We start from the raw sequence: 21,954 nt of genomic DNA on the forward strand, positions 1-21,954 counted from the left end.
CCCCGGGAACGGGGTGCGCCGCCGTCGTGCGCGTGCGAGGGGTGCGCCGGCCCGCTGCCCGGGGGCCCGGTGGCCGTCAGCGGGCCACCGGGGCCGACGGGCCGGCCGTGATCACTTGGTCGGCGGCTTGGCCGCGACGGCCTTGGCCGGGGGCTTGGCGGGCAGGGCCTTCGCGACCGGCTTCGCGGCGACCGCCTTCACGGGGGGCTTGGCGGGCAGGGCCTTCGCGACCGGCTTCGCGGCGACCGCCTTCACGGGGGGCTTGGCGGCCACGGCCTTCACCGGCGGCTTCGCGGCGACCGCCTTCACGGGGGGCTTGGCCGCGACCGCCTTCACCGGCGGCTTCGCGGCGATCGCGGCCACGGCGCCCCCGACCGCCGAGCCGTCGACCGCGGGCGCGGCGGCGGGCCGGGCCTCGGCGGCCTTGATGGGCGGCTTGGCGGCGGCCGGCGTCGCGGCGAGCAGGCCCACCACCGGCAGTGCGGCGATCGCACCGCCCGCGAGGGCGAGGCGGGTGCCCCGGCGCCGGGCGGGCACGGCGCCGCGGCCGGCGGCCGGGGTGTTGTCGGAGCGGGGGCTCATGCGGTTCCTCTCGACGGACGGACGGTCGGCTGCCCCGACGATAGGCCCGCCGGATCGCCCGCGACAACCAACCGGCGCCCACCCGACCGGCGATGACGCACCGGCAGCGGACCGGCGTCGTCGGCGGCCCGTCACCCGGTTCGGCGCACGCCGTTCGGCCCCGCCGGCGCAGCCGGGTCAGCGCGCCCGGTTCAGCGCACCCGGGTGGAGAACAGCCGGGCCGACCAGAACACCGCCGCCACCGTCATCAGCGCGACCACCAGCAGGCCCTGCCAGACCACGCTGTCGCCGACGTGGCCCGAGAACAGCGCGCGCATGCCCTCCACGGCCCAGTAGAAGGGGTTCCACTTGGCCATCGTCTGGAGCCACATCGGCGCCAGCGCCAGCGGCAGCAGGGTGCCGGAGAGCAGGGCGATCGGCTGGGCCACGGTGTTCACCACCGGCGCCATCGCCTCGTCGGCCGGCAGCACCAGCGCGATCCCGTAGGAGATCGTCGAGGTCATCAGCGCCAGCAGGCCCATCAGGAGGAAGGCCAGCAGCAGGTCCACCGGCCCGACCCGCAGGCCGAACGGCAGCGCGAGGAGCGTGATGACCACCGCCTGGACGAGCAGCGCCACCGTCTCGCGCAGCGCCCGGCCGAGCAGCAGGGCGAGCCGGCTGACCGGGGTGACCCGGGCCCGCTCGATGATCCCGGCGCGCAGCTCGCCGAGCAGGCTGAAGCCGGTGTACAGGCCGCCGAAGATGCACAGCACGGCCAGCAGGCCCGGCACGTAGATCTGGTAGGCCTCGGCGTAGGTGGTCGCGCCCATCGGCTCCAGCACCCGCTTGAGCAGCGGCGCGAAGAGCAGCAGGTAGAACATGGGCTGGATCACTCCGACGGCGATCCAGATCGGGGTCCGCCACATCAGCAGCAGTTGGCGCTGGAAGACCAGCCAGGTGTCGCGGGCGAGCTTCATGGGGCCCCTCCTCGGGGATCCGGAGGGGCGGTCAGACCTGCTCGATGGAGCGGCCGGTGCGGGCCAGGAAGACGTCGTCCAGGCTGGGCCGCTGCAGCTGGACGGTGCCGGTGGTGACACCGGCGGCGTCCAGCGCCCGCAGCAGCCGCGGAACGGCGGCGGCGCCGTCGTCCAGGTAGAGCCGCAGGCCGTCCTCGTCGCGCAGCTCCAGCCGGTGCAGGTCCGGCAGGTCCGGCAGCTCGCGCAGCGCCTTGGCGCCCCGCTCGGCCTCCCCGCTGCCGAGGCCGATGAGCACGACGTCGCCGGATATCTCGCGCTTGAGCGCCTCGGGCGAGCCCTCGGCGACGATCCCGCCGTGGTCGACGATGGAGACGCGGTCGCAGAGCGCGTCGGCCTCGTCGAGGTAGTGGGTGGTGACGACGACGGTCATGCCCTCGTCGCGCAGCCGCCGGATCTCGGTCCAGACGTGGCCGCGGCTGGCCGGGTCGAGGCCGACCGTCGGCTCGTCCAGGAACAGCACCTTCGGCGAGTGGATGACGCCGAGCGCGATGTCGACCCGGCGGCGCTGGCCGCCGGAGTAGGTGCGGCACGGCCGGTCGCCGAACTCGGTGAGTTCGAAGGCCTCAAGCGCCCGCCCGGCGAGGGTGAGGGCCTCGGCCTTGCCGCTGCCGTACATCCGCGCCTGCATGACGAGTTCCTCGCGGGCGGTGACGGCGTCGGTGGTGCCGCCGCCCTGGGCGACGTACCCGATCCGCCGGCGGACCCCGGCGGGGTCGGCGAACAGGTCGGCGCCGGCGATCACGGCCTCGCCGCCGTCCGGGCGGATCAGGGTGGCGAGCATGCGCAGGGTGGTCGTCTTCCCGGCGCCGTTGGGGCCGAGGAAGCCGAAGATCTCACCCTGCGCGACGTCCAGGTCGATGCCTCGGACGGCGTCCACGGAGGGCTGTCCGCGCTTCTTGGACGGATAGGACTTTCTCAGACCCTTGGTCAGGATCAACCAGAACTCCCGTGCGGGGATGGGTTGCCGGGGCGCCGGGAAGGCGGCGCGCGGGGCACCTGGGAAGCGGTGCTGCGGGCCACCCTAGAGTCTGCGGCGCCCCGGAAACAATGGCCTAGACCAATGGATTGGCCTGCCGGGTACCCGTCGCGACCAGTGCCTCCACCCGGTCGGCCGCCGTCCGGGCGCCGCCGCCGGCGAGCAGTTCGGCCCCGATCCGCGCGGCCGCCGCCCGGTGGCCGGGCTCCTCCAGCACGCTCCGCAGCGCCTCCGCGAGGCGGTCCGGCGTCACCCGGGCGAACGGTACCCGTACACCCGCCCCGGCCGCCGCGACCTGTGCGGCCACGAACGGCTGGTCGTGCCGGATCGGCGCCGTCACCAGTGGCAGCCCGTGCGCCAGCGCCTCGCCGACGGTGTTCATCCCGCCGTGGCACAGCACCGCGTCGAGCGTGCCGCGCCTCATCAGCTCCAGCACCGGCACCCGGTCCGCCGCCACCGCGCCGGGCGGCAGTTCGGGCAGCAGCTCGTCCGGTGCCGCGAACACCGCCTGCACACCGGGCCCGCACAGCTCCAGCGCCCGCGCCGCGCGCGCCAGGAAGTCCGCGCCGAGCCCGCCGGAGAGCGTGCCCATGGTGACCAGCACCCGGCGGCGGTCCGGCAGCAGCCGCTCCCAGGGGAAGTCCGGACCGGCCGGACGCTCCGCCAGCACCGGTCCCACCAGGGCGTACCGCGCCGGCGGCGGCTCCGTCCCGGCGGGTCCCGACGGGCCCGCCGGCGGACCGGTGAGCGCCCGGCCGGTGAAGGCGAGCACCAGGGCGGGGGAGAAGCGCGGGTCGACGTACTCCTCCTCGGGCAGTCCGGCCCGCCGCCACAGGCCCTGGAGCAGCCCGGTCATCCACTCCTCCACCAGCGGTGTCGCCCGGAACGGCCGTCCCAGCTCCATCGCCCCCGGCGCCAGGGTGCCCCAGGGCAGCCGGTGACGGTGCGCCACCAGCGCGCCCGCGGGCGTGTGCTGGTCCACCAGCACCGCGTCCGGCCGGAACTCGCGCACCGCCGCGTCCAGCGCCTTCGTGGTGAACCGCGCGTACGGGACGATGAAGCCCTCCCACAGCGACCGGACGGCGGCCAGCCCGTGCCCACCCTGCGCCCGGAACGCCCGGGTGCCGGTGCCGAACACCGCGGCGTCGGGCCCCAGCAGCGGGCGCAGCACCGTCTCGGTGCCCGTCCAGGCCACCTCGTGACCGCGTGCGACCAGCTCCCGGGCCAGGCCCACGGTCGGATTGACGTGCCCGGTCAGCGGCGGCACCACCAGCAGGAAGCGGCTCATCGGACCTCCTCCGGGGGCAGCAGGCGCTCGACGTCCGCCACGGTCAGGGCCTCCAGGCCGGCCAGGTCCAGCCCGGCCCGCAGCGCGGCGAGGTCCACCGACGGGCCGTAGAGCCGCCGCAGGCCCTCGTGCAGCTCCGCGAGCTCGGTCTCGTCGAGCAACAGGTCCCCGTCCAGCCGGGCCTGCGGGGTCACCAGCCCGGTCCAGCCGGGTGGCGCCTGCGCGACGCCGGCCAGCAGCGACACCAGTGCCGGGCGGACCGGCGGTACGGGGACGGAAGGTTCACGATCGGTCATGCGGGACTCCACCGGCTCGACGACGCGGGGGCGGGGAACGGCGGGCGCGGAATGCGCGCGCTCCCTGGGTGAGGTGTGCGGCATGTCGGCCGCAACCGCCCGAGATCACTTGTGCGGACCCGTCGGGCGTGGGAATACTAGCCCGCGTGACCGCACTGGAGGCAGTGGCAGTCCACCTCCCCCACCACACCGTGCCCATCGAGGCAGTGGGCGAGCGCATCGGCCTGACCCCACGTCAACTCAGACTCTTCCGTCGCTTCCACGGCCTGGACCAGCTGCGGCTGGACCCGGACGGGAGGCTTCCCGACCTGCTCGGCGCCGCCGTCGACGCCCTCCCGGAGCTGCGCGGACGCGAACGGCACGTCCGTTTCGTGATCCACGCCCGCAGCATGCCGGTGGCGGTGCCCTACCCGCTCAACCCCCTGCACGACCTGCTCGACCGGTACGGCCTCGGACACGCCCAGGCCTTCACCGTGACCCACCACGCCTGCGCGGTCGGCCTGCTGGCCGTCGACCTGGCCGGCCGCCTGCTCGCCGGAGAACCCGACCGGGAGGCGCTGGCCCTGGTGCTCGCGGGGGAGAAGACCTTCACCAGGGACGCCCAGGTGGTGCCCGAGACCGGCATCTTCGCCGAGGGCGCCGCCGCCTGCCTGGTCAGCGCGGAGGGCGAGCGCGACCGCGTGCTCTCCTACGTGGTGCGCCAGCGTCCGGAGTTCGACGGCCGGCTGGCCGAGGACCCGGAGCTGCTCGCCCGCTACCAGCGGGAGTACCCGGCCGTGATGGTCGAGGCGATCGAGGCCGCCCTCGCCGAGGCCGGTCTGGACCTCTCCGACCTGACGCTGCTGCTCCCGCACAACGTCAACCAGGCCTCCTGGCGGATGATCGCCCGACGGATCGACTTCCCGATCGGGAAGGTGCTGCTGGACAACGTGCCCGCAGTGGGGCACAGTTTCGCCGCAGACAGCCTCATCAACCTCCACACCGCCACCACGCGGGGACTGCTGGGCCGCGGCGACCGCTACCTCGTCGCCTCCGCCGGCATCGGAGCGACCTTCTCCGCGATGGTCGTCGAGCACTGACCGACCCTCAGGCCGTCGACAGGCCATCCCACCCGGGCGCCGGTTCCCCGGCCGCCCAGCCCAAGTCCACCACGCACGACGGGACGGTCCCACCCATGTCCGACCAAGTGGTCCAGACCACCGACACCGAGCTGCGCACCCGGATCCTGCACAGCATCGGCGAGCTGCTCCCGCGCGTCCTCAAGCGCGACCTCCCCGAGATCCCCGAGAACGCCTGCCTCTTCGACGACCTCGGCCTCACCTCGGCCGGCACCATCGAGCTGATCCTGGAGGTCGAGGAGGCGCTCGACCTGCAGATCGACGTCGAGCAGATCACCGAGGACGACCTGCGATCGGTCACCAGGCTGGCCGACTACGTCGCCGCGCACGTCATCGCCGAGGACTGACGGTGTCCGCCTCACCGGGCCTCACCCGGGTCCTGACGCGGTACGCGGACGGCCGCTCGGAGCTCTCGCTCGATCCCGACCTGCGGGTCTTCGTCTCGGACCTGGTCCGCCCCTACGGCCTGCCGCTGCGCGAGGACCTGCTGGCCGAGGGCGTCGGCCACGCCTTCGAGGAGCTGGCGGCCGGTCTGCTCACCGAGGCGCTCGGCCCGGACGAGCCGGCGGACGTGCTCGTCCAGGCCTTCGACTCGCCCGACATCCGCCCGGGCGCGCCCACCTCGCTCGCCCTCAGCCGCTCCTGCGCGGGCACGCCGCTCGCGCTCGCGTTCTGCGACCAGGGCACCGCCGGGGCGTTCGGCGCGCTGCGGGCCGCCACCGCCTACCAGCGGACCGGCCTCGCGCGGCGGGCCGTGGTGGTGCTCGCCGAGCAGACCGCCCTGCACTACCGGCCGGCCGTGCCGGTCGCGCTGCCCGAACGGCACTGCGCCGTCGTCCTGGTCTGCGAGAGCGCGCCGGGCGAGGACCTGACCGTGCACCAGCTGTCCGGGGCCGGCCCGGAGGCCGCCGCCGAGGAGGTCCGCCGACAGGCGAAGGAACTGGGGGAGGGGGCGGCCGTCCTGCTCTCCGCCGCACTGGAGGTACCCGGCCTCGACGCCGAGCGGGTGCCCGCGGGCCAGCCGTTCACCGGCCTCTGGTCCGCGCTCGCCGAGCGGCTGCCCGCCTGGCGCGCCGAGCGGCGGCCGGTCCTGCTCGCCGACCTCGACCCGCGGCTCGGCGTGCTCTCCACCCTGACCCTGCGCGCCGGACCGTGACCGCCGCGGCCGGTTCCGACCGCCCGGCCGGCCCCGGGGGATCCGCCGGTCCGGACCGCGTCGACGTCTGGCTGATCCCCACCGACCAGCCCGAACCGGTGGTCCGCGCGCTGCGCGCACTGCTCGACCCCGCCGAACGCGCCCGCGCCGACGGCCCGGACCCGCGGTTCGGACGGCGGTTCACCGTCGCCCACGGCGCGGCCCGGCTGCTCGCCGGCGCGCGGCTCGGCCTCGACCCCGCGCGGCTCGAATGGCGCCGCGGCCCGCACGGCAAGCCCGCGATCGACGGTCTCGCCGTCAACCAGTCCGCCTCGGGCGCCCTCGCGGTCCTCGCGCTCGCCGAGCGGCGCGCCGTCGGCGTGGACGTCGAGGAGATCCGCGACGCCCGGGCCGCCGTCCGCCTGGCCCGGCGCTGCTTCCCCCCGGCCGAGGCCGCGCTGGTCGAGGCCGATCCGGACCCCGCCGGACGCTTCACCGGGCTGTGGTGCCGCCGCGAGGCGTGCGTCAAGGCGTACGGCGGGCGCCTCGTCCAGGGCTTCGGCCTGCCGCTGTCCGGTCCAGCGCCGGTCCTGCTCGCCGACCCCGGCGGGCTCGGACCGGGCCCGTGCCGGGTCGACGACCTGCCCGTCCCGGGCCCGTTCCGTGCCGCGCTCGCGGCCGTCGGCGGGCACCCGTTCCGGGCCTCCGTCCGCACCTGGACGGCCGCCGACTGCCTTGCCACCGCGCTGATCTGACACAGCGTCAGAGAAGCATTCCCGACCCCGTTCCGAGCGCTGCGCCGGTGCGTCCCGGCCGCACCCGCCGGGAGCTGCCGGTGTCCGCCGGGACCACCCCAGAACCTCTCCAGGCCCCTCCGGGTCCGACCCGGCGGTCCGGGCCTGTCGAGACCCTGCCGAACCGAAGGGCGCGTACGACGTGACGGACGACGTGGAACAGCGCGGAGGCCGGATCACGCTCCGGTACGACGGCGTGGGCGGTGGCTCCGGCCCGCTCACCCTCGGCCAGGACAACATGATCCGCTGCATCCGGCGCGACCGGCCCGAACAGATCAACCAGGCCTCGGCCTGGCCGGTCCCCGACGGCACCGGGGTCACCGCCGCGCTCGACGCGCTGCGGTCCCTGGTGGAGCGCCACCCGTCGCTGCGCACGGCCTTCCCGGACGGCCCCGGCGGCGGCTTCCCGCAGCGCCAGGAGGTCCGCACCGCGGGCGAGCTCACCGTCGCCACGGTCGCCGCCGGAGACCGCACCGAGGACGAACTCGACGTTCTGGCAGCGGAGTTGGCGCGAACGGATGCCGCCGTGCCGCTCGACCTGGCGGCCGCCCCGCGACTGCGCTTCACCCTCGTCACCGACGGCGCGCTGCTGCGCCGACTGGTGGTGACGGCCTGTCACGCGGGCGTCGACGGGGCCGCCGTCACCCTGCTCGTCCAGGAGTGGCAGCTCCTCGCCGCCGGCAAGGAACTGCCGGCCCCGGCCTCCCGGACCCCGCTGGAGGTGGCCGCCCAGGAGCAGAGCGCCCAGGGCCTGCGGAAGGCCTCCGCCGCACTGAAGCACTGGGAGACGATCCTCACCACCGGGCCCTCGACCGTCTTCGCCGCCGACGGCCTCACCGGTCCGCCGGACGGCCTCGCCACCCTGCTGCTGCGCTCCCGCACCGCCGCCGCCGACCTCCTGGCGGTCTCCCGCCGCACCGCGGCCGGCCCGTCCGCCGTGCTGCTCGCCGTCTTCGCCGCCCTGACCGCGCACCGCGCCGCCCGCACCGACCTGGTGCTCTCGGCGCTGTCCGCCAACCGCCGGCGCGCGGCGCTCGCCGACCACATCGGCACCCTCGCCCAGGACGCCCTGATCGCCCTCGACACCGCCGCCGACGACCTCGACGCCCTGATCGGCCGCGCCAAGGCCGCCTCCTTCACCGGCTACTGGCACAGCACGATCAACGCCGACAAGGTCTGGCGGCTGCTGGACGACACCGCCGAACGGCGCGGCGCCCGCTTCGCCCGTCAGGTCGTCGTCAACGACCTCAGCCTCGCCATCCCCGAGGCGCTGTCCGACGCCCGCCCCCTGGCGACCGCCGACCCCGAGGTGCAGTGGCTGCCCGACCAGCCGCTGCCGGTCCGCCTGATGCTCAACATCCTGCGCACCTCCGGCAGCCTGGAGTTCGTCGTGCTCGCCTGCCCGCAGGTGCTCGACCGCGCCGGCGCCGAGCGCTTCGCCCGCGCGGTGCCCGCCGTCCTCGCCGCCGCCGCCGACCGGCCCCTCCCGCTCGCGGAACTGGCCGCCCTCAGCGGCCTCGCACCCGTCGCCCGGACGGGCGACTGGCAGCGCATCGGTGCCGACTGGATCGACCTCGGCGCCGTCCGCGCCGTGCTCACCGGCGCCCTCGGCCCCGCCGGGCGGGCCGTCGGCCTCACCCGCACCGGCGACCGGCTCACCGCCCGCCTCGCCACCACCGACCCCGCCCTCACCCCCGCGGCCGTCCACCGTGCGGTGCTCGCCGCCCTCCCCGGCCGCGAGACCGCGATGGCGCCGCACCACTACGCCGTGCACCTCTGGTCCGCCCCGTCGGCGCCCGGTCGGCCGGAGCCGGAGTGGCCCGCGCTCCCGGTGCTCGCCGAGGGCTCCGGCCGGGTGGGCTGAGCCCCTTCGCCGGCCGGCCGGTCGGCGCTACCCTTCCGGCAGGGGGGAGCCGGAGGGGGAGCGGGCATGCGCGGACTCGGCACGGTGGGCAGGAACGCCTGGACGATGGCGGGGATCACCCTGCTGCTGGAGGGAGCCGGCCTGCTGATCGGCCTCCTGCTGCTGCTGACCGTGGGGCAGTTCCTGGGGGACGACGCGGAGGGGGACTTCCCCTGGGTCGCCTGCATGATCCTCGCCACCGGTCCGATGGGCGACTACTTCCACGCGCGCCCGCCGCACCGCGTCCGGGGCGCGCTGGCCGGCGGGGCCGCGCTGGCCCTGGTGCTCGCCTCCGGTGTCATCGCCGCGGACCGCTGGCTCCCGTCCGTCGGGGGGAACGTGACCGGCGCGCTCGCCGTGATGATCGCGTTCCCGGTGGCCGCCGGCGTCTTCGTCGCCGTCGCCGGACCCCGCCCGGGGGACTGACCCCGGCACGGGGCCGGACCTGCCCCGGGAGCCGGACGCGGTACGGAAACCGGCGCCGCCCCGCTGCGGCCCGGCCGTGCCCGGCGGAGACTGGGGGAGGGCCCCGGTCCCGGGGCCGCCGCCGACGCGGGAGCGCCATGCTGCTCGGACTCACCACCGCGCTGGTCGCCACCGTCTGCTTCGGCTTCGGCTCGGTCTTCCAGGCGAGCGGCGCCCGCGAGACCCCGCGCGCCGACCGGGTACGGGCCGGCCTGCCGGCCGCGCTGGTCCGCTCCTGGCGCTTCCTGCTCGGGACCGGCCTGGACATCGCGGGCTTCGCGCTGAGCGTCGTCGCGCTGCGCACCCTGCCGCTCTTCCTCGTCCAGGCCGTCACCAACGCCGGCCTCGCCGTCACCGCGCTCGCCGCCGCCCGACTGCTCGGTGCCCGGCTGCACCGCGCCGACCTGCTCGGCATCGCCGCCGTGGTGGCCGGCCTCACCCTGCTCGCCCTCGGTTCCGGCCGGGTGGGCCGCGACCACGCGCCGCCCGCCTTCCACTGGGCGCTGCTCGCCACGACGCTCCTGATGCTGCTGCTCACCTCCGTGCTGGCCCGCCGCAGCGGCAGCGCGGCCGCCGCCGGCCTCGGCCTGCTGGCGGGCGTCGGCTTCGGAGTGACCAGCCTCGCCGTCCGGGTCCTCGACCTCACCGGCCCGCTCGACGTCTTCACCGACCCGGCGGCGTACGGTCTGGCCCTCGGGGGCCTCGGCGGCTACCTCGCGTACGCGCTCGCGCTCCAGCGCGGCACGGTGACGGCCGCGACCGCCGCCGGCACCGTCTCCGAGACCTTCGGCCCGGCGCTGGTCGGGGTGGCCGCGCTCGGGGACACCGCCCGCCCCGGCTACGCCTGGTGCGCGCTGACCGGCTTCGCGGTGGCGGTGGGCGGCACCTTCGTGCTGTCCCGCTTCGGCGAGGTGGAGGCCGAGCTGGACCGCCCGCCGGCCGCCGCCGGTCCACGGGGACCGGCGGGCGGGCCGACCCCGGTCGCCCGGACGGCTCCGCCGTGCGAAGGTGACTTGCCGGACAAAACGGACGGCGAGATCCGCACAGAGCGGCAGGTGCCATGACCACGGACGACGCCCAGCCACCCGCCCGCCGGGCCCGGCGACGCCCCGCCGCCGATCCGCCGGTCGCCCTGGTCACCGGCGCCTCCTCCGGCATCGGCACCGCCACCGCCGTCCGGCTCGCCCGCGCCGGCTGGCGGCTGCTGCTCTCCGGCACCGACCAGGCCAGGCTGGACGCGGTCGCCGCCCGCACCGGCGGCCGGCCCCTCCCCGCCGACCTCGCCAAACCCGACGGCGCCCAGCTCCTCGCCGAGGCCGCGCTCGCCGCGGCCGGCCGGGTGGACGCCCTGGTCGCGGGGGCCGGCCTCGGCTGGCGCGGCCCGTTCGCCCGTACCCCCGCCGACACCCTGGACCGGATGCTGGAGGTCAACCTCGCCGCCCCGCTGCGGCTCACCCGGCTGCTGCTGCCCGGCATGCTGGAGCGCGGCCGGGGCCGGATCGTCCTGCTCGGCTCGATGGCCGGCCAGGTCGGCGTCCGCGACGAGGCCGCCTACGCGGCGACCAAGGCGGGGCTCACGATGTTCGCCGAGAGCCTCTGGTACGAACTGCGGGGCAGCGGCGTCGGGGTCCGGCTCGTCCTGCCGGGCGCGGTGGAGACGCCGTTCTTCACCACCAGGGGCACCGACTACCAGCGCGAGCGCCCCCGGCCGGTCCCCCCGGAGGCCGTCGCCGACCTCGTCCACGGGGTGCTCACCACCGAGCGCGACCGGGTCTTCGTGCCGCACTGGCTCGGCCTCCCGGCCCGCGTCCACGGCGCCGCGCCGGGCCTGTTCCGGCGGATGGCCTCCCGGTTCGGGTGAGGCCGGCCCTGGTCCTCGGCGCCGCCGCCGCCGTGGAACTGCTGCACCTCGCCCCGGCCGCCGTCCGCCTGCCGCCCGTCCGACGCCACCTCGCCCGGCGCACCGCCGGGTTCGGCGCCCCCGGCCACGTCGCGCTCACCTTCGACGACGGCCCCGACCCGCGCGGCACCCCGCCGATCCTGGACGCGCTGGACGCCCTGGGCATCCGGGCGACCTTCTTCCTCCTCGGCGGCATGCTGGAACGCTCCCCCGGCCTCGGCCGCGAACTCGTCGCCCGGGGCCACGAGGCCGCCGTGCACGGCTGGCACCACCGCCGCCAGTACCGCCCGGCCCCCGCCCGCGACCTGCGCGAACTGCGCCGGGCCACCGAGGCCGTCGCCGAGCTGTCCGGCACCCGCCCCCACTGGTACCGCCCGCCCTACGGTGTGCTGACCGCCGGTCAGCTCCACGCGGCCCGGCGGCTGCGGCTGCGCCCCGTGCTGTGGACGGCCTGGGGCCGCGACTGGGAGCCCGGCGCCACCGGCGCCTCCGTGCACGCCACCGCCCGGCCCCGGCTGACCGGCGGCGCCACCCTCCTCCTCCACGACTCCGACTGCACCTCCGCCCCCGACTCCTGGCGCGCCACCCTCGCCGCCCTGCCCCTGATCGCCGCCCACTGCCGCCACCACGGCCTCACCCTCGGCCCCCTCCGCGACCACGCCGTCCCGGGCCCGGCCCGGTGATCACGGATCGGACACATCGCCCACCCGCCCGCACCCCGCGCCGCTACCGTCCCCCGGGGCCCGGCCGAATGCCCCGCCGGTCGGGAGGCCGTCAGCCGAGCCCGACCCGGGCCAGTGCCGCCGCGAAGCCCGTGCGCCAGGCCTCCGGGGTGGCGCCGGGGGAGGGCGGGGGCGCGGGGCGCCGGAGGGCGGCGAGGGCCGAGCGGACGGCCTCGGCGGGGCGGGGGCCGGTGACGTCGGCGTGGCCCAGTTCCAGTTCGTGCTGGAGGTTGTCACGGCCGTGGCCCTGGACCACGTCCAGCAGCAGGAGGCGGCGGCCGAGGGCGCGGGCCTCGCTGCAGGTGTCGCCGGAGCTGGTGACCACCAGGTCGGCCGCGGCCATCAGGGCCGGCACCCGGTCCGTCCAGCCGAAGGGGTGCAGCCGCGGGCGGCGGGTGGCGGCCCGGCGCAGGCGGCGTTCCAGTTCGGTGTTGCTGCCCGCCACGGCGAGGACGTGCGGGCCCGCGTCGGCGAGTCCGGCGGCGGTCCTGGCGAGGGGTCCGAGGCCCCAGGCGCCGGACATCAGCAGCACGCAGCGCGCGTCCGCCGGCACGCCCAGCTCCGCCCGGGCCCCGGCCCGGCCGGGCGGGCGGTAGAACGGGGCACGCAGCGGTGCGGGCAGGACGGCCACCGGGGCGTCCGGCCGGTAGCGGCGGACTCCGGCGGCGGCCACCTCCGAGGTGACCAGGAAGAGGTCGGTCTCCTCCTGCACCCAGAGCCGGTGCGGGGTGACGTCCGTGCAGAGCACCAGGTGCCGGAATGGCCGGGGGCCGCCGCGCAGGAGGTTGACCGCCGAGGTGGCGGTGGCGAACACCGACACCACCAGGTCCGGCCGCTGCTCGGCGAGCAGCGGCCGCAGCGCGGGCAGCAGCCGGCGGCGGGCCGCCGCGTCGGCGAGCAGGGCGATCCGGGCGCCGGGCCGCAGCGCGGCGAAGTGGAACGCGTCGTAGACGCCGGGCAGGCCGAGCAGCCGCCGGAAGACGGCCTCCCCGGTGGCGCCGGCGCGCCGGCCGAGCAGGGCCATCGCGTCGACCGTGGCGGTCGTCCAGCCCCGGGCCTCCAGGGAGTCCGCGCAGGCCCGGGCCATCACGTCGTGGCCCTGGCCGAGCGAGCCCGAGACCAGCAGCGCGTGCGGCACGCCTCGCCCCCGTCCCGTCTCAGGCGGCCGGCCGGGGGCCGGACGCCGGCGCGGCCTCGGAGCGGTACCAGTCGGCGTACCGGGCGACGCCGTCGGCGAAGTTGGTGCGCGGAGACCAGCCGAGCAGCCGTTTGGCCTGCGCGGCCGAGATCCGGCGCCCGGCGTAGTCGGCGGTCCGGGCCTCGATGTGCTCGATGGTGACCGGCCCGAGCAGCCGGTCGACGGTGTCCGCGATGTCCCGGACCGAGACTGCGGTGGAGCCCTCCAGGGCGAAGGTCTGGTCCTCGGCGGCGGGGGAGAGGGCGCGCACGTGGGCGTCGGCGAGGTCCTCGACGTAGACGAAGTTGCGGCTCTGCCGGCCGTCGCCCGCGATGGTGATCGGGCGCCCTTCGAGGGCGGCCTGCACGAAGCGGGCGACCACCAGCTCGTCGCGCATCCGCGGCCCGTACGGGATGCCGTAGCGCAGGATGGTGAAGTGCCGCCCGTACAGCCGGCGGTAGCTGTGCACCAGCATCTCGGCGGCGAGCTTGGTGGCGACGTACAGGTGCCCGCTGCGGTCGAGCTCGATCGGCACGTGCTCGTCCAGCTCCTGCTCCTCGCCGTTGAGCGCGGCCTCGGCGAGCGCGGCGCCGTACACCCAGACGGTGCTGGCCAGGACGGTGCGGCTGAGGTCGTTGCGGCGGGCGGCCTCCAGGACGGCCGCCGTCCCGTCGATGTTGGCCCGCACCGCGCCGACGGGGTCGGCGGCGACCCGTTCGACGTCGGCCTGCGCGGCGAGGTGGAAGACCACCTCGCAGCCGTCCAGGGCGGCGGTGAGGGCCTCCACGTCGAGGACGTCGATCCGGGCGTGGTCGGCGCCGGGGTTGAGGTACTTGTCGGTGGAGTCCACCGCGAGCACCTCGTGGCCGGCGGCCAGCAGCCGGTCGACGACGTGCGATCCGATGAATCCGCATCCTCCGGTGACGGCTGTCCGCACGGTTGCCTCTCCTTCTCTCTTCCGTCGTTCTCTTCCGTCCGCTGTTCCTGCTCCGCACCGGGTGCCGGGCTCCCGGCACCGTCCGCGGCGACCGGGCCCGGCCCGGTCAGCCGGTGAAGCGGCGGTGGACGGCGGAGACCGCCTCGATCACCAGGTCGGTCTCGTCCTCGGTCATGTCGGAGTGCACCGGCAGGCAGACCTGCCGGGCACAGAGGTCCTCGGCGACCGGGAGGTCCGGCCCCCGGTACGGGGCGAGCACCGGCTGCAGGTGCAGCGGCAGGTCGTAGACCTCGCCGGAGAGCCGTACGCCGTACTCCTCGGCGACCGCCCGCTTGAACGCGGCCCGGTCCGTTCCGGCGGGCAGCAGGGTGACGTACTTGTAGTAGTTGCCGCGGCAGCCGGCCGGCTCGGCGACCGGATCCAGCCCGTCGACCGCGCCGAGCGCCGTGTCGTACCGCTGGGCGACCCGGCGTCTGGTCTCCACGAACTCCTTCAGCCGGCGCAGGTGGACGGTGCCGATGGCGGCGTTCGGCTCGCTCATCCGCCAGGAGGCGCCGAGCCGGACGTGGTGGTTGGTGGTGAACGAGCCCTTGCCCTGGTCGCGGTGGACGCGGGCCTCGTCGCGCAGCCCGGCCGACCCGGTGAGGATCATGCCGCCCTCGCCGCTGGTGGTGACCTTGGTCGGGTAGAAGGAGAACGCGCCGGCCACGCCGAAGGTCCCGGCGGCCCGCCCCAGGTAGCTGCTGCCGTGCGCGTGCGCGGCGTCCTCGACCAGCGGGACGCCCCGGGCGTCGCAGAGCGCGCGCAGGGCGTCCACCTCGGGGGTGATCAGCCCGCCGATGTGGACCAGCACGACGGCGGCGGTGTCCGGGGTGAGCGCGGCCTCCAGGGTGTCCGGCCCGAGCGCGAGGGTCACCGGGTCGACGTCGGCGAAGACCGGCCGGCCGCCGGCGTGCAGCACCGCGCCGGCCGTCGCGTAGAAGGTGACGGCCGGGACGACCACGTCACGGCCCCGGACGTCGAGGCCGCGCAGGACGATCTCCAGCGCGGCGGTGCCGCTGGCGACGGCGACCGCGTGGGAGGCGCCGTGCTCGGCGGCGAAGGCCTGCTCGAACCGCTCGGTCCAGGGGCCGAGGGTGAGCGCGCCGGTGGCGAGCATCTCGCTCACCGCCTCCGCGACGGCCGCGCGGTCGTTCTCGTCGAACACGATGCGAGCGGCGGGAACGCCCATGGGCCACCTCCGGCTGCGGGACGAGCTGTGGACGGTCGGCGTCCCCGGCGGCCGGGGCCGGTGGGGACGCATCGGTACGGACCCGGACGAAATGTCCGGGCCAGGGACATCACGCTACTTCTCCGGCCGGGGCGCGGCCCGTCCGCACCTCCGCCCGGGTGACCCGGGGCCCGCCCCGCCGGACGGACGGCGGCGTCCCGGGCCCGCCGTCTCAGGGACGTCCCCTCCACCGCGGGTCCGAGCCGTCCGCGCGCCCTCCCGGCCGGGGACTACTCCGTCCGGTGCGCCCTGCTGCGTCCGCAGTACCCGGAAATGCCTGCACAGGGCCGACGCCGGGGAGACGCCCGCCGACGCAGGATTGGCCATGCTCCGGACGCCCCGGCCCGTCGGCCGGTGGCGGCGTCCGGCCACCGAACCCCGCCGTCATCCGAAGGAGTCCGCTCTCCCGTGGCCACTTTCCTCTACCGCCTGGGCCGATGGTCCTTCCTCAGGCGCCGGCTCGTGACCCTCCTCTGGGTCGCCCTGCTGGCCGCCGTCGGAGCGCTCGCCGCCAAGGCGCCGGCCGCTCCCGACGACGGCTTCGCGATGCCCGGCACCGAGGCGCAGAAGGCCTTCGACCTCATGGACGAGCGCTTCCCCGGCGCGATGTCCGACGGTGCCTCGGCCCGGCTGGTCTTCGTCGCGCCGTCCGGGCAGAAGATCACCGCAGCCCACAACCAGGAGACGGTCGAGAAGGCGGTCGCCGAACTCGCCCACGGCGAGCAGGTGGTCAGCGCGACCGGCCCGTTCAAGGCGGGCGCGGTCTCCCAGGACGGCACCACCGCCTACGCCACGGTCGGCTACGACGCGAAGCCCGGCAAGGTCGGCGAGGGGGCCACCGACGCCCTGAAGCAGGCCGCCCAGCACGCCCGGGACGCGGGCCTCACCGTGGACATCGGCGGCACCGCGCTGCTGGAGGCCGGAGAGGCGGGCGGCTCCGCCGAGGCGATCGGCATGGCGATCTCGGCCGTCGTGCTGGTGATCACCTTCGGCTCGCTGCTGGCCGCCGGACTCCCGCTGCTCACCGCGGTGATCGGGGTCGGCCTCGGCATCGGCCTGATCACCGCGCTCGGCAGCACCCTCGGCCTGTCCACCACCACCAGCACGCTGGCGATGATGCTCGGCCTCGCCGTCGGCATCGACTACGCGGTCTTCATCGTCTCCCGCTACCGGGCCGAGCTCCTCGACGGCCACGAGCCGAAGGAGGCGGCCGGGCGGGCCGTCGGCACCGCCGGCTCGGCCGTGGTGTTCGCCGGCCTCACCGTGATCATCGCGCTGGCCGGGCTCTCCGTGGTCGGCATCCCGATCCTCGCCAAGATGGGCCTCGCCGCGGCCGGCACCGTGGTGGTGGCCGTCCTGGTGGCGCTCACCCTCGTGCCCGCGCTGCTCGGCTTCATCGGCAAGCGGGTGCTGCCCCGCAAGGCCCGCGGCGGCCGACCCGCCGGCGCGGCCGGCGGCGGGCGCCCCAACGGCGGCACCCGCTGGGCCCGCTTCGTGCTGCGCCGCCCGGTCGCCGTGCTGCTCGGCGGCGTGGTCGGCCTGGGCGTGCTCGCCCTGCCCGCCCTGGACCTGCGGCTCGGCCTGCCCGGCGACGAGGCGAAGCCCACCTCGACCACCCAGCGCCGTGCCTACGACCACCTCTCCCAGGGCTTCGGCCCCGGCTTCAACGGGCCGCTGACGGTCCTGGTCGACGTCAAGGGCGCCGCCGACCCCAAGGGCTCGGTCCAGCGGGTCGGCGACACCGTGAAGGCGCTGCCCGGTGTGGTCGCCGTCACGCCCGCGGTCTTCAACCAGGCCGGCGACACGGCCATGGTCACCGCGATGCCGGCCACCGGCCCGAGCGAGGCCGCCACCACCGACCTGGTCCACGCCATCCGCGACCAGGCCCCCGGGCTGAAGTCCGCCACCGGCGCGACCGTCCTGGTCAGCGGTCCGACGGCGATGAACATCGACGTCTCGCAGAAGCTCAACGACGCGCTGGTGCCCTACCTCGCGGTCGTGGTCGGCCTCGCGGTGCTGCTGCTCCTGGTGGTCTTCCGCTCGGTGCTCGTCCCGGTCAAGGCCGCCGTCGGGTTCCTGCTCTCGGTGGCCGCCGCGCTCGGTGCCGTCGTCGCGGTCTTCCAGTGGGGCTGGCTCGCCGAGCTGATCGGCATCGAGCAGACCGGCCCGGTGATGAGCATGATGCCGATCTTCATGATCGGTGTGGTGTTCGGCCTGGCCATGGACTACGAGGTGTTCCTGGTCACCCGGATCCGGGAGGCCTACGTGCACGGCGAGGAGCCCGGCGAGGCCGTGGTCACCGGCTTCCGCCACAACGCCCGGGTGGTCACCGCCGCCGCGCTCATCATGGTGAGCGTCTTCGCCGGCTTCATCGGGATGAACGAGCCGATGATCAAGATGATGGGCTTCGGCCTGGCCACCGCCGTCGCCCTCGACGCCTTCGTGGTGCGGATGGCGATCGTCCCGGCCGCCCTGGCCCTGCTCGGCCGCCGCGCCTGGTGGCTGCCGCGCCCGCTGGAGCGGATCGTCCCGGACGTCGACGTCGAGGGCGCCCGCCTGCGGACCGCGGCCCCGGCGGCCTCCGCCGCCCCGGCCGACGGGCCCGGGGCCGATTCGCCCCGCCACTCGGTCGGCGTCTGACCCACCGGCCCCGCCGCGGACCCCGCCCCCGGGCGGACCGCGGCGGGGCCCTTCGCGGCCGGTCGGTCGGCCGACCGGTCAAAATGGTATGAACCGCACCCGTACGATCGTCCTGTCGGCGGCGTGTACTGCATCTGCAGTACGCCACCCCCGCGCAGTACGTCCCCCCGCCGTCCGGCACCCCCCGCCGTCCGGCCCGCCCCACCGCGCAGTACGTCCCCACCCCCCTCGCCGGATCGTCCGGGCCCGGCCGAGGGACCCGGCAGGGCGACCCCGGACCGGAAGAAGCGAGCATGACCGACACCTGGCTGCGCCGCGCGTACCGCCGCCACCCCCGCGTGGTCGACGCGCTGATCGTGATCTGCGTGTTCGTCGCCACCGCGGGGACGACCACCGTCGACCACCTCGGCAACCACCTCGCGCCCAACCCGCCGGCCCTCGTCGTGGCGGTCCTCTCCAGCGCCGCCGTCTTCTTCCACCGCCGCCACCCCCGGGTCCTCTTCGCGATCACGCTCGTCTGCGGCCTGACGATCTGCTTCGTCGCGACCCAGCTCAACGCGGGCCTCATCACCCCGCTGCTCGCGTCGCTCTACTTCCTGGCGGTGCAGACCGACCGCACCACCGCGCGCACCGCCACCGGCGTCTCGGCCGTGCTGGTCACCGCCGCCACGCTGGTCACCGACCCGCACGCCGGCGTCGGCGTCCGGATCGGCGTCTTCGCCTGGGTCCTGCTGCCCGGCGCGATCGGCGACTCGGTTCGCAGCCGCCGCGCCCACCTCGCCGCCATCGAGGAACGCGCCGAACGGGCCGAACGCACCCGCGAGGAGGAGGCCCGCCGCCGGGTCGCCGACGAACGCATCCGGATCGCCCGCGACCTGCACGACGTCGTCGCCCACCACATCGCCCTCGCGAACGCCCAGGCCGGCATCGCCGTCCACCTCCTGGACCGGCACCCCGCCCAGGCCCGCGAGATGCTCAGCCACCTCACCGACGCCACCGGGTCCGCCCTGCGCGAGCTCAAGGCCACCGTCGGCCTGCTGCGCCGCGCCGACGACCCGCTGGCCCCGCTCGAACCGGCGCCCGGCCTCGACCGGCTGCCCGATCTCGTCGGTGCCTTCGAACGCGCCGGCCTGCCCGTGCGGCTCGCGGTGGAGGGCGAGCCGCAGCCGCTCTCCCCGGGCATCGACCTCACCGCCTACCGGATCCTCCAGGAGTCCCTGACCAACGTGGCCAAGCACGCCGCCGGCACCGGCGCCGACGTCACCCTGACGTACTCCGGCAGCCGCGTCCTGCTGACCGTCGCCAACGACCGGCCGTCGGCCGCCGCCCGGGCCGCCGTCGGCCGCTCCGTGCCCCGGACCGGCGGCGGCCCCGACACCGGCTTCGGCCTGATCGGCATGCGCGAGCGCGCCTCCGCCGTCGGCGGCCGGCTCACCGCCGACCGCAGTCCGGGCGGCGGCTTCCTGGTCTCCGCCGAACTGCCGCTGCGCACCGCAGCCCGAGAGGAACACGCGTGACCATCCGAGTACTGCTCGCCGACGACCAGGCCCTGCTGCGGGGGGCCTTCCGCGTCCTCATCGACGCCGAGGACGACATGCAGGTGGTCGGCGAGGCCGCCGACGGCCGGGAGGCGGTCGAACTGGCGAAGGCGACCCGCCCCGACGTCGTCCTCATGGACATCCGGATGCCCGGCGTCGACGGCCTCTCCGCCACCGCCGCCATCTGCGGGGATCCGGACCTGGCCGGCACCCGGGTGCTCATCCTCACCACCTTCGAGATCGACGAGTACGTCGCACAGGCCCTGCGCGCGGGCGCCGGCGGCTTCCTCGGCAAGGACGCCGAACCGACCGAACTGCTCGCCGCCCTGCGCCGCGTCGCCGCCGGCGACCCCCTGCTGTCGGCCGCCGCCACCCGCGCCGTCATCGACCAGCTGCTCGCCCACCCCGACCCGGACCGGGCCCCGGCCGCCGTACCCGAGCGGCTCGCCACCCTGACGGCCCGCGAACGCGAGGTGATGGCCATGGCCGCCACCGGTCTCGGCAACGATGAGATCGCCGCCCGGATGTTCGTGAGCCCCTTCACGGTCCGCACCCACGTCCACCGCGCCATGGCCAAACTGGACGCCCGCGACCGCGCCCAGCTGGTCGCCCTCGCCTACCAGACCGGCCTCGTCCCGGCTCCCCGCCCCCTCAAGTAGCCCGCTCCGGGCCCGGCCCTGCGGCGCGGACGGGAGGGCCGGGGCAGCGGTTCGCACCCGGGGGACAGGGCCCCGCCGGTCCCTCCCGCACCTTCCGCACCCTCCCCACGGCCGGTGACTCCGGTCCCGGAAATCCCAACCGTCCGTCTGGACAACCTCCGTGACGGTCCATCACGTCGAACCGTGCAGTGCTCGAACTGCCGGACGATTTGACGGAGGTACGGTGCGGACTGCTCGTGGTGTGACCGGGGTACTGGCGGTGGGGGTCGTGTCGGCGCTCGTCCTGAGCACCGGATGTACCACCCCCGGCGGCAGACCCACCGCCACCGGAACGACGCCCGCGAGCGCCACGCCCGCGGGCCCGACGCCGACGGATCCCACGTCCTCGGCCCCGGCCGGAAGCCCGGCCCCCACGCCCACGCCGACCTGGGACGGCCAGGTCAGATCGCTCGGCGACGGCTCCACCTCCGACACCGGCCCGCAGCCCAGGCAGCCGAAGCCCGAACGGCTGAAACCCGGGGAACGGCCGCCCCAGTTCGTGGTCTTCTCCTGGGACGGCGCACTGGAGGGCGACGACCGCCTCTTCTCCCGCTTCCGGAAGCTGGGCGTGGAGACCAACGCCCAGATGACGTTCTTCCTCTCCGGCCTCTACCTCCTGCCCAAGTCCAAACGCTCGCTCTACCACCCGCCGATGCACGACCCGGGCGCGGCGGCGATCGACTTCGCCACCAACGCCCACATCAAGGACACCCTGGAGCAGCTCCGCCTGGCCTGGCTGGACGGCAACGAGATCGGCACCCACTTCAACGGGCACTTCTGCGCCCCGAAGCACGGCGGGGGCGGTGACTGGTCCACCGAGCAGTGGGCCTCCGAGCTCGACCAGGCGATCTCCTTCGTCACCAACTGGCGGACCAACACCGGCTTCAAGGATGTCCCGCCGCTCCCCTTCGACTACACCAAGGAGCTGGTCGGCGGCCGCGCCCCCTGCCTGGAGGGCCAGACGAACCTGCTGCCCGCCGAGAAGGCCAAGGGCTTCCGCTACGACGCGAGTTCGCCCGGCGAGTTCCAGGTGTGGCCGGTGCGGAAGGACGGCGTCTGGAACTTCCCGCTGCAGCTGCTGCCGAACCCGGGGACGTCCTCGCAGAACCTCTCCATGGACTTCAACTACCTGGCCGGCCAGTCCGGCGCCACCACGGAGGGCGACCCCGGGAAGTTCGACGACTGGGAGAAGGCGACCAGGGACAGCTACCTGGCCGGCTTCGAGCGGGTCTACAACGGCAGCCGGGCCCCGCTGTTCATCGGCAACCACTTCGAGGACTGGAACGGCGGCATCTACATGCAGGCGGTGGAGGACGTGATGAAGAGCGTCTGCAAGCGCGAGGAGGTCCGCTGCGCCACGTTCCGCCAGGTCGCCGACTGGCTGGACGCCCAGGACCCGAAGGTGCTGGACCAGCTGCGCCGGCTGGACCCGGCGCAGCCGGCGGACTGGTCGCGGCTGGTGAGGTGACGACCGCCGGGCGGCTGCGCTCCCGCAGCCC

Annotated in this window: 21 protein-coding genes; 13 read left to right on the forward strand and 8 right to left on the reverse strand. The window is 75.8% G+C overall.

Features of this window, described 5'->3' with window-relative positions:
- Nucleotides 1–111 precede the first annotated feature (111 nt).
- The 5 genes from ACFCX4_RS19590 to ACFCX4_RS19610 form a co-directional block, all read right to left on the reverse strand.
- A complete protein-coding gene (locus ACFCX4_RS19590; protein WP_376144049.1) occupies nt 112–582 on the reverse strand; it encodes a hypothetical protein in 471 nt (156 codons plus the stop codon).
- A gap of 191 nt (nt 583–773) precedes the next feature.
- Nucleotides 774–1,538: an ABC transporter permease gene (locus ACFCX4_RS19595; RefSeq protein ID WP_376144050.1), complete on the reverse strand. Its 765-nt coding sequence runs from the start codon at nt 1,536–1,538 to the stop codon at nt 774–776.
- Between the two features lie 31 nt (nt 1,539–1,569).
- A complete protein-coding gene (locus ACFCX4_RS19600; protein WP_376144052.1) occupies nt 1,570–2,535 on the reverse strand; it encodes an ATP-binding cassette domain-containing protein in 966 nt (321 codons plus the stop codon).
- 115 nt (nt 2,536–2,650) lie between these two features.
- Nucleotides 2,651–3,862 carry a glycosyltransferase gene (locus tag ACFCX4_RS19605; protein WP_376144054.1) on the reverse strand — a complete coding sequence of 404 codons (1,212 nt, stop codon included), beginning with the start codon at nt 3,860–3,862 and terminating at the stop codon, nt 2,651–2,653.
- Nucleotides 3,859–4,158, reverse strand: a complete 300-nt coding sequence (locus tag ACFCX4_RS19610) for a hypothetical protein (protein WP_376144056.1) — start codon at nt 4,156–4,158, stop codon at nt 3,859–3,861. The genes ACFCX4_RS19605 and ACFCX4_RS19610 overlap by 4 nt, the downstream gene beginning before the upstream one ends.
- 146 nt (nt 4,159–4,304) lie before the next feature.
- Here ACFCX4_RS19610 and ACFCX4_RS19615 point away from each other — a divergent pair, with 146 nt between their 5' ends.
- The 9 genes from ACFCX4_RS19615 to ACFCX4_RS19655 all read left to right on the forward strand — a co-directional run bounded on the left by ACFCX4_RS19615 (nt 4,305) and on the right by ACFCX4_RS19655 (nt 12,156).
- A complete protein-coding gene (locus tag ACFCX4_RS19615) occupies nt 4,305–5,237 on the forward strand; it encodes a 3-oxoacyl-[acyl-carrier-protein] synthase III C-terminal domain-containing protein (protein WP_376144058.1) in 933 nt (310 codons plus the stop codon).
- A 95-nt stretch (nt 5,238–5,332) separates the two neighbouring features.
- A complete protein-coding gene (locus ACFCX4_RS19620) occupies nt 5,333–5,623 on the forward strand; it encodes an acyl carrier protein (protein WP_376144060.1) in 291 nt (96 codons plus the stop codon).
- 2 nt (nt 5,624–5,625) lie between these two features.
- Complete coding sequence (locus ACFCX4_RS19625; protein ID WP_376144062.1) at nt 5,626–6,432, forward strand: hypothetical protein; 807 nt, start codon at nt 5,626–5,628, stop codon at nt 6,430–6,432.
- On the forward strand, nt 6,429–7,166 hold the full coding sequence (locus ACFCX4_RS19630; protein ID WP_376144064.1) for a 4'-phosphopantetheinyl transferase family protein: 738 nt from the start codon (nt 6,429–6,431) through the stop codon (nt 7,164–7,166). Before ACFCX4_RS19625 ends, ACFCX4_RS19630 begins: the two co-directional genes overlap by 4 nt.
- A 181-nt stretch (nt 7,167–7,347) precedes the next feature.
- Entirely contained in the window at nt 7,348–9,069 is a 1,722-nt protein-coding gene (locus ACFCX4_RS19635; RefSeq protein WP_376144066.1) for a condensation domain-containing protein, read from the forward strand.
- Between the two features lie 66 nt (nt 9,070–9,135).
- On the forward strand, nt 9,136–9,534 hold the full coding sequence (locus ACFCX4_RS19640) for a hypothetical protein (RefSeq protein ID WP_376144068.1): 399 nt from the start codon (nt 9,136–9,138) through the stop codon (nt 9,532–9,534).
- Nucleotides 9,535–9,671: 137 nt separating this feature from the next.
- Nucleotides 9,672–10,637 carry a hypothetical protein gene (locus ACFCX4_RS19645; RefSeq protein WP_376144070.1) on the forward strand — a complete coding sequence of 322 codons (966 nt, stop codon included), beginning with the start codon at nt 9,672–9,674 and terminating at the stop codon, nt 10,635–10,637.
- Nucleotides 10,634–11,434 carry an SDR family NAD(P)-dependent oxidoreductase gene (locus tag ACFCX4_RS19650; RefSeq protein WP_376144072.1) on the forward strand — a complete coding sequence of 267 codons (801 nt, stop codon included), beginning with the start codon at nt 10,634–10,636 and terminating at the stop codon, nt 11,432–11,434. The genes ACFCX4_RS19645 and ACFCX4_RS19650 overlap by 4 nt, the downstream gene beginning before the upstream one ends.
- Nucleotides 11,431–12,156: a polysaccharide deacetylase family protein gene (locus tag ACFCX4_RS19655; RefSeq protein ID WP_376144074.1), complete on the forward strand. Its 726-nt coding sequence runs from the start codon at nt 11,431–11,433 to the stop codon at nt 12,154–12,156. The genes ACFCX4_RS19650 and ACFCX4_RS19655 overlap by 4 nt, the downstream gene beginning before the upstream one ends.
- Nucleotides 12,157–12,247: 91 nt before the next feature.
- Here the strand turns inward: ACFCX4_RS19655 and ACFCX4_RS19660 are convergent, their stop codons facing one another.
- The 3 genes from ACFCX4_RS19660 to ACFCX4_RS19670 form a co-directional block, all read right to left on the reverse strand.
- Complete coding sequence (locus tag ACFCX4_RS19660) at nt 12,248–13,333, reverse strand: hypothetical protein (protein WP_376144076.1); 1,086 nt, start codon at nt 13,331–13,333, stop codon at nt 12,248–12,250.
- A 19-nt stretch (nt 13,334–13,352) separates the two neighbouring features.
- The gene (locus ACFCX4_RS19665; RefSeq protein ID WP_376144078.1) at nt 13,353–14,309 is read right to left on the reverse strand and encodes an NAD-dependent epimerase/dehydratase family protein; all 957 of its coding nucleotides are present in this window, start codon (nt 14,307–14,309) and stop codon (nt 13,353–13,355) included.
- 106 nt (nt 14,310–14,415) lie between these two features.
- Nucleotides 14,416–15,540, reverse strand: coding sequence for a DegT/DnrJ/EryC1/StrS family aminotransferase (locus ACFCX4_RS19670; RefSeq protein WP_376144080.1), 1,125 nt, complete (start codon nt 15,538–15,540; stop codon nt 14,416–14,418).
- A gap of 447 nt (nt 15,541–15,987) precedes the next feature.
- Here ACFCX4_RS19670 and ACFCX4_RS19675 point away from each other — a divergent pair, with 447 nt between their 5' ends.
- The 4 genes from ACFCX4_RS19675 to ACFCX4_RS19690 all read left to right on the forward strand — a co-directional run bounded on the left by ACFCX4_RS19675 (nt 15,988) and on the right by ACFCX4_RS19690 (nt 21,923).
- Nucleotides 15,988–18,219, forward strand: coding sequence for an MMPL family transporter (locus ACFCX4_RS19675; RefSeq protein ID WP_376144082.1), 2,232 nt, complete (start codon nt 15,988–15,990; stop codon nt 18,217–18,219).
- A 293-nt stretch (nt 18,220–18,512) separates the two neighbouring features.
- Entirely contained in the window at nt 18,513–19,736 is a 1,224-nt protein-coding gene (locus tag ACFCX4_RS19680; RefSeq protein ID WP_376144084.1) for a sensor histidine kinase, read from the forward strand.
- Complete coding sequence (locus tag ACFCX4_RS19685; RefSeq protein WP_376144086.1) at nt 19,733–20,416, forward strand: response regulator; 684 nt, start codon at nt 19,733–19,735, stop codon at nt 20,414–20,416. Before ACFCX4_RS19680 ends, ACFCX4_RS19685 begins: the two co-directional genes overlap by 4 nt.
- Before the next feature lie 241 nt (nt 20,417–20,657).
- Nucleotides 20,658–21,923: a hypothetical protein gene (locus ACFCX4_RS19690; protein WP_376144088.1), complete on the forward strand. Its 1,266-nt coding sequence runs from the start codon at nt 20,658–20,660 to the stop codon at nt 21,921–21,923.
- Nucleotides 21,924–21,954 lie beyond the last annotated feature (31 nt).

Origin of the sequence: Kitasatospora sp. NPDC056327 (assembly GCF_042261735.1) — a bacterium.
In the GTDB taxonomy this organism is placed as follows: domain Bacteria; phylum Actinomycetota; class Actinomycetes; order Streptomycetales; family Streptomycetaceae; genus Kitasatospora.

What these genes read in the sequence shown, in the direction of transcription:
- ACFCX4_RS19590 (WP_376144049.1), bottom strand. Translation starts at nt 582, where the DNA reads ATGAGCCCCCGCTCCGACAACACCCCGGCCGCCGGCCGCGGCGCCGTG.
- ACFCX4_RS19595 (WP_376144050.1), bottom strand. Translation starts at nt 1,538, where the DNA reads ATGAAGCTCGCCCGCGACACCTGGCTGGTCTTCCAGCGCCAACTGCTG.
- ACFCX4_RS19605 (WP_376144054.1), bottom strand. Translation starts at nt 3,862, where the DNA reads ATGAGCCGCTTCCTGCTGGTGGTGCCGCCGCTGACCGGGCACGTCAAT.
- ACFCX4_RS19610 (WP_376144056.1), bottom strand. Translation starts at nt 4,158, where the DNA reads ATGACCGATCGTGAACCTTCCGTCCCCGTACCGCCGGTCCGCCCGGCA.
- ACFCX4_RS19620 (WP_376144060.1), top strand. Translation starts at nt 5,333, where the DNA reads ATGTCCGACCAAGTGGTCCAGACCACCGACACCGAGCTGCGCACCCGG.
- ACFCX4_RS19640 (WP_376144068.1), top strand. Translation starts at nt 9,136, where the DNA reads ATGCGCGGACTCGGCACGGTGGGCAGGAACGCCTGGACGATGGCGGGG.
- ACFCX4_RS19645 (WP_376144070.1), top strand. Translation starts at nt 9,672, where the DNA reads ATGCTGCTCGGACTCACCACCGCGCTGGTCGCCACCGTCTGCTTCGGC.
- ACFCX4_RS19650 (WP_376144072.1), top strand. Translation starts at nt 10,634, where the DNA reads ATGACCACGGACGACGCCCAGCCACCCGCCCGCCGGGCCCGGCGACGC.
- ACFCX4_RS19670 (WP_376144080.1), bottom strand. Translation starts at nt 15,540, where the DNA reads ATGGGCGTTCCCGCCGCTCGCATCGTGTTCGACGAGAACGACCGCGCG.
- ACFCX4_RS19680 (WP_376144084.1), top strand. Translation starts at nt 18,513, where the DNA reads ATGACCGACACCTGGCTGCGCCGCGCGTACCGCCGCCACCCCCGCGTG.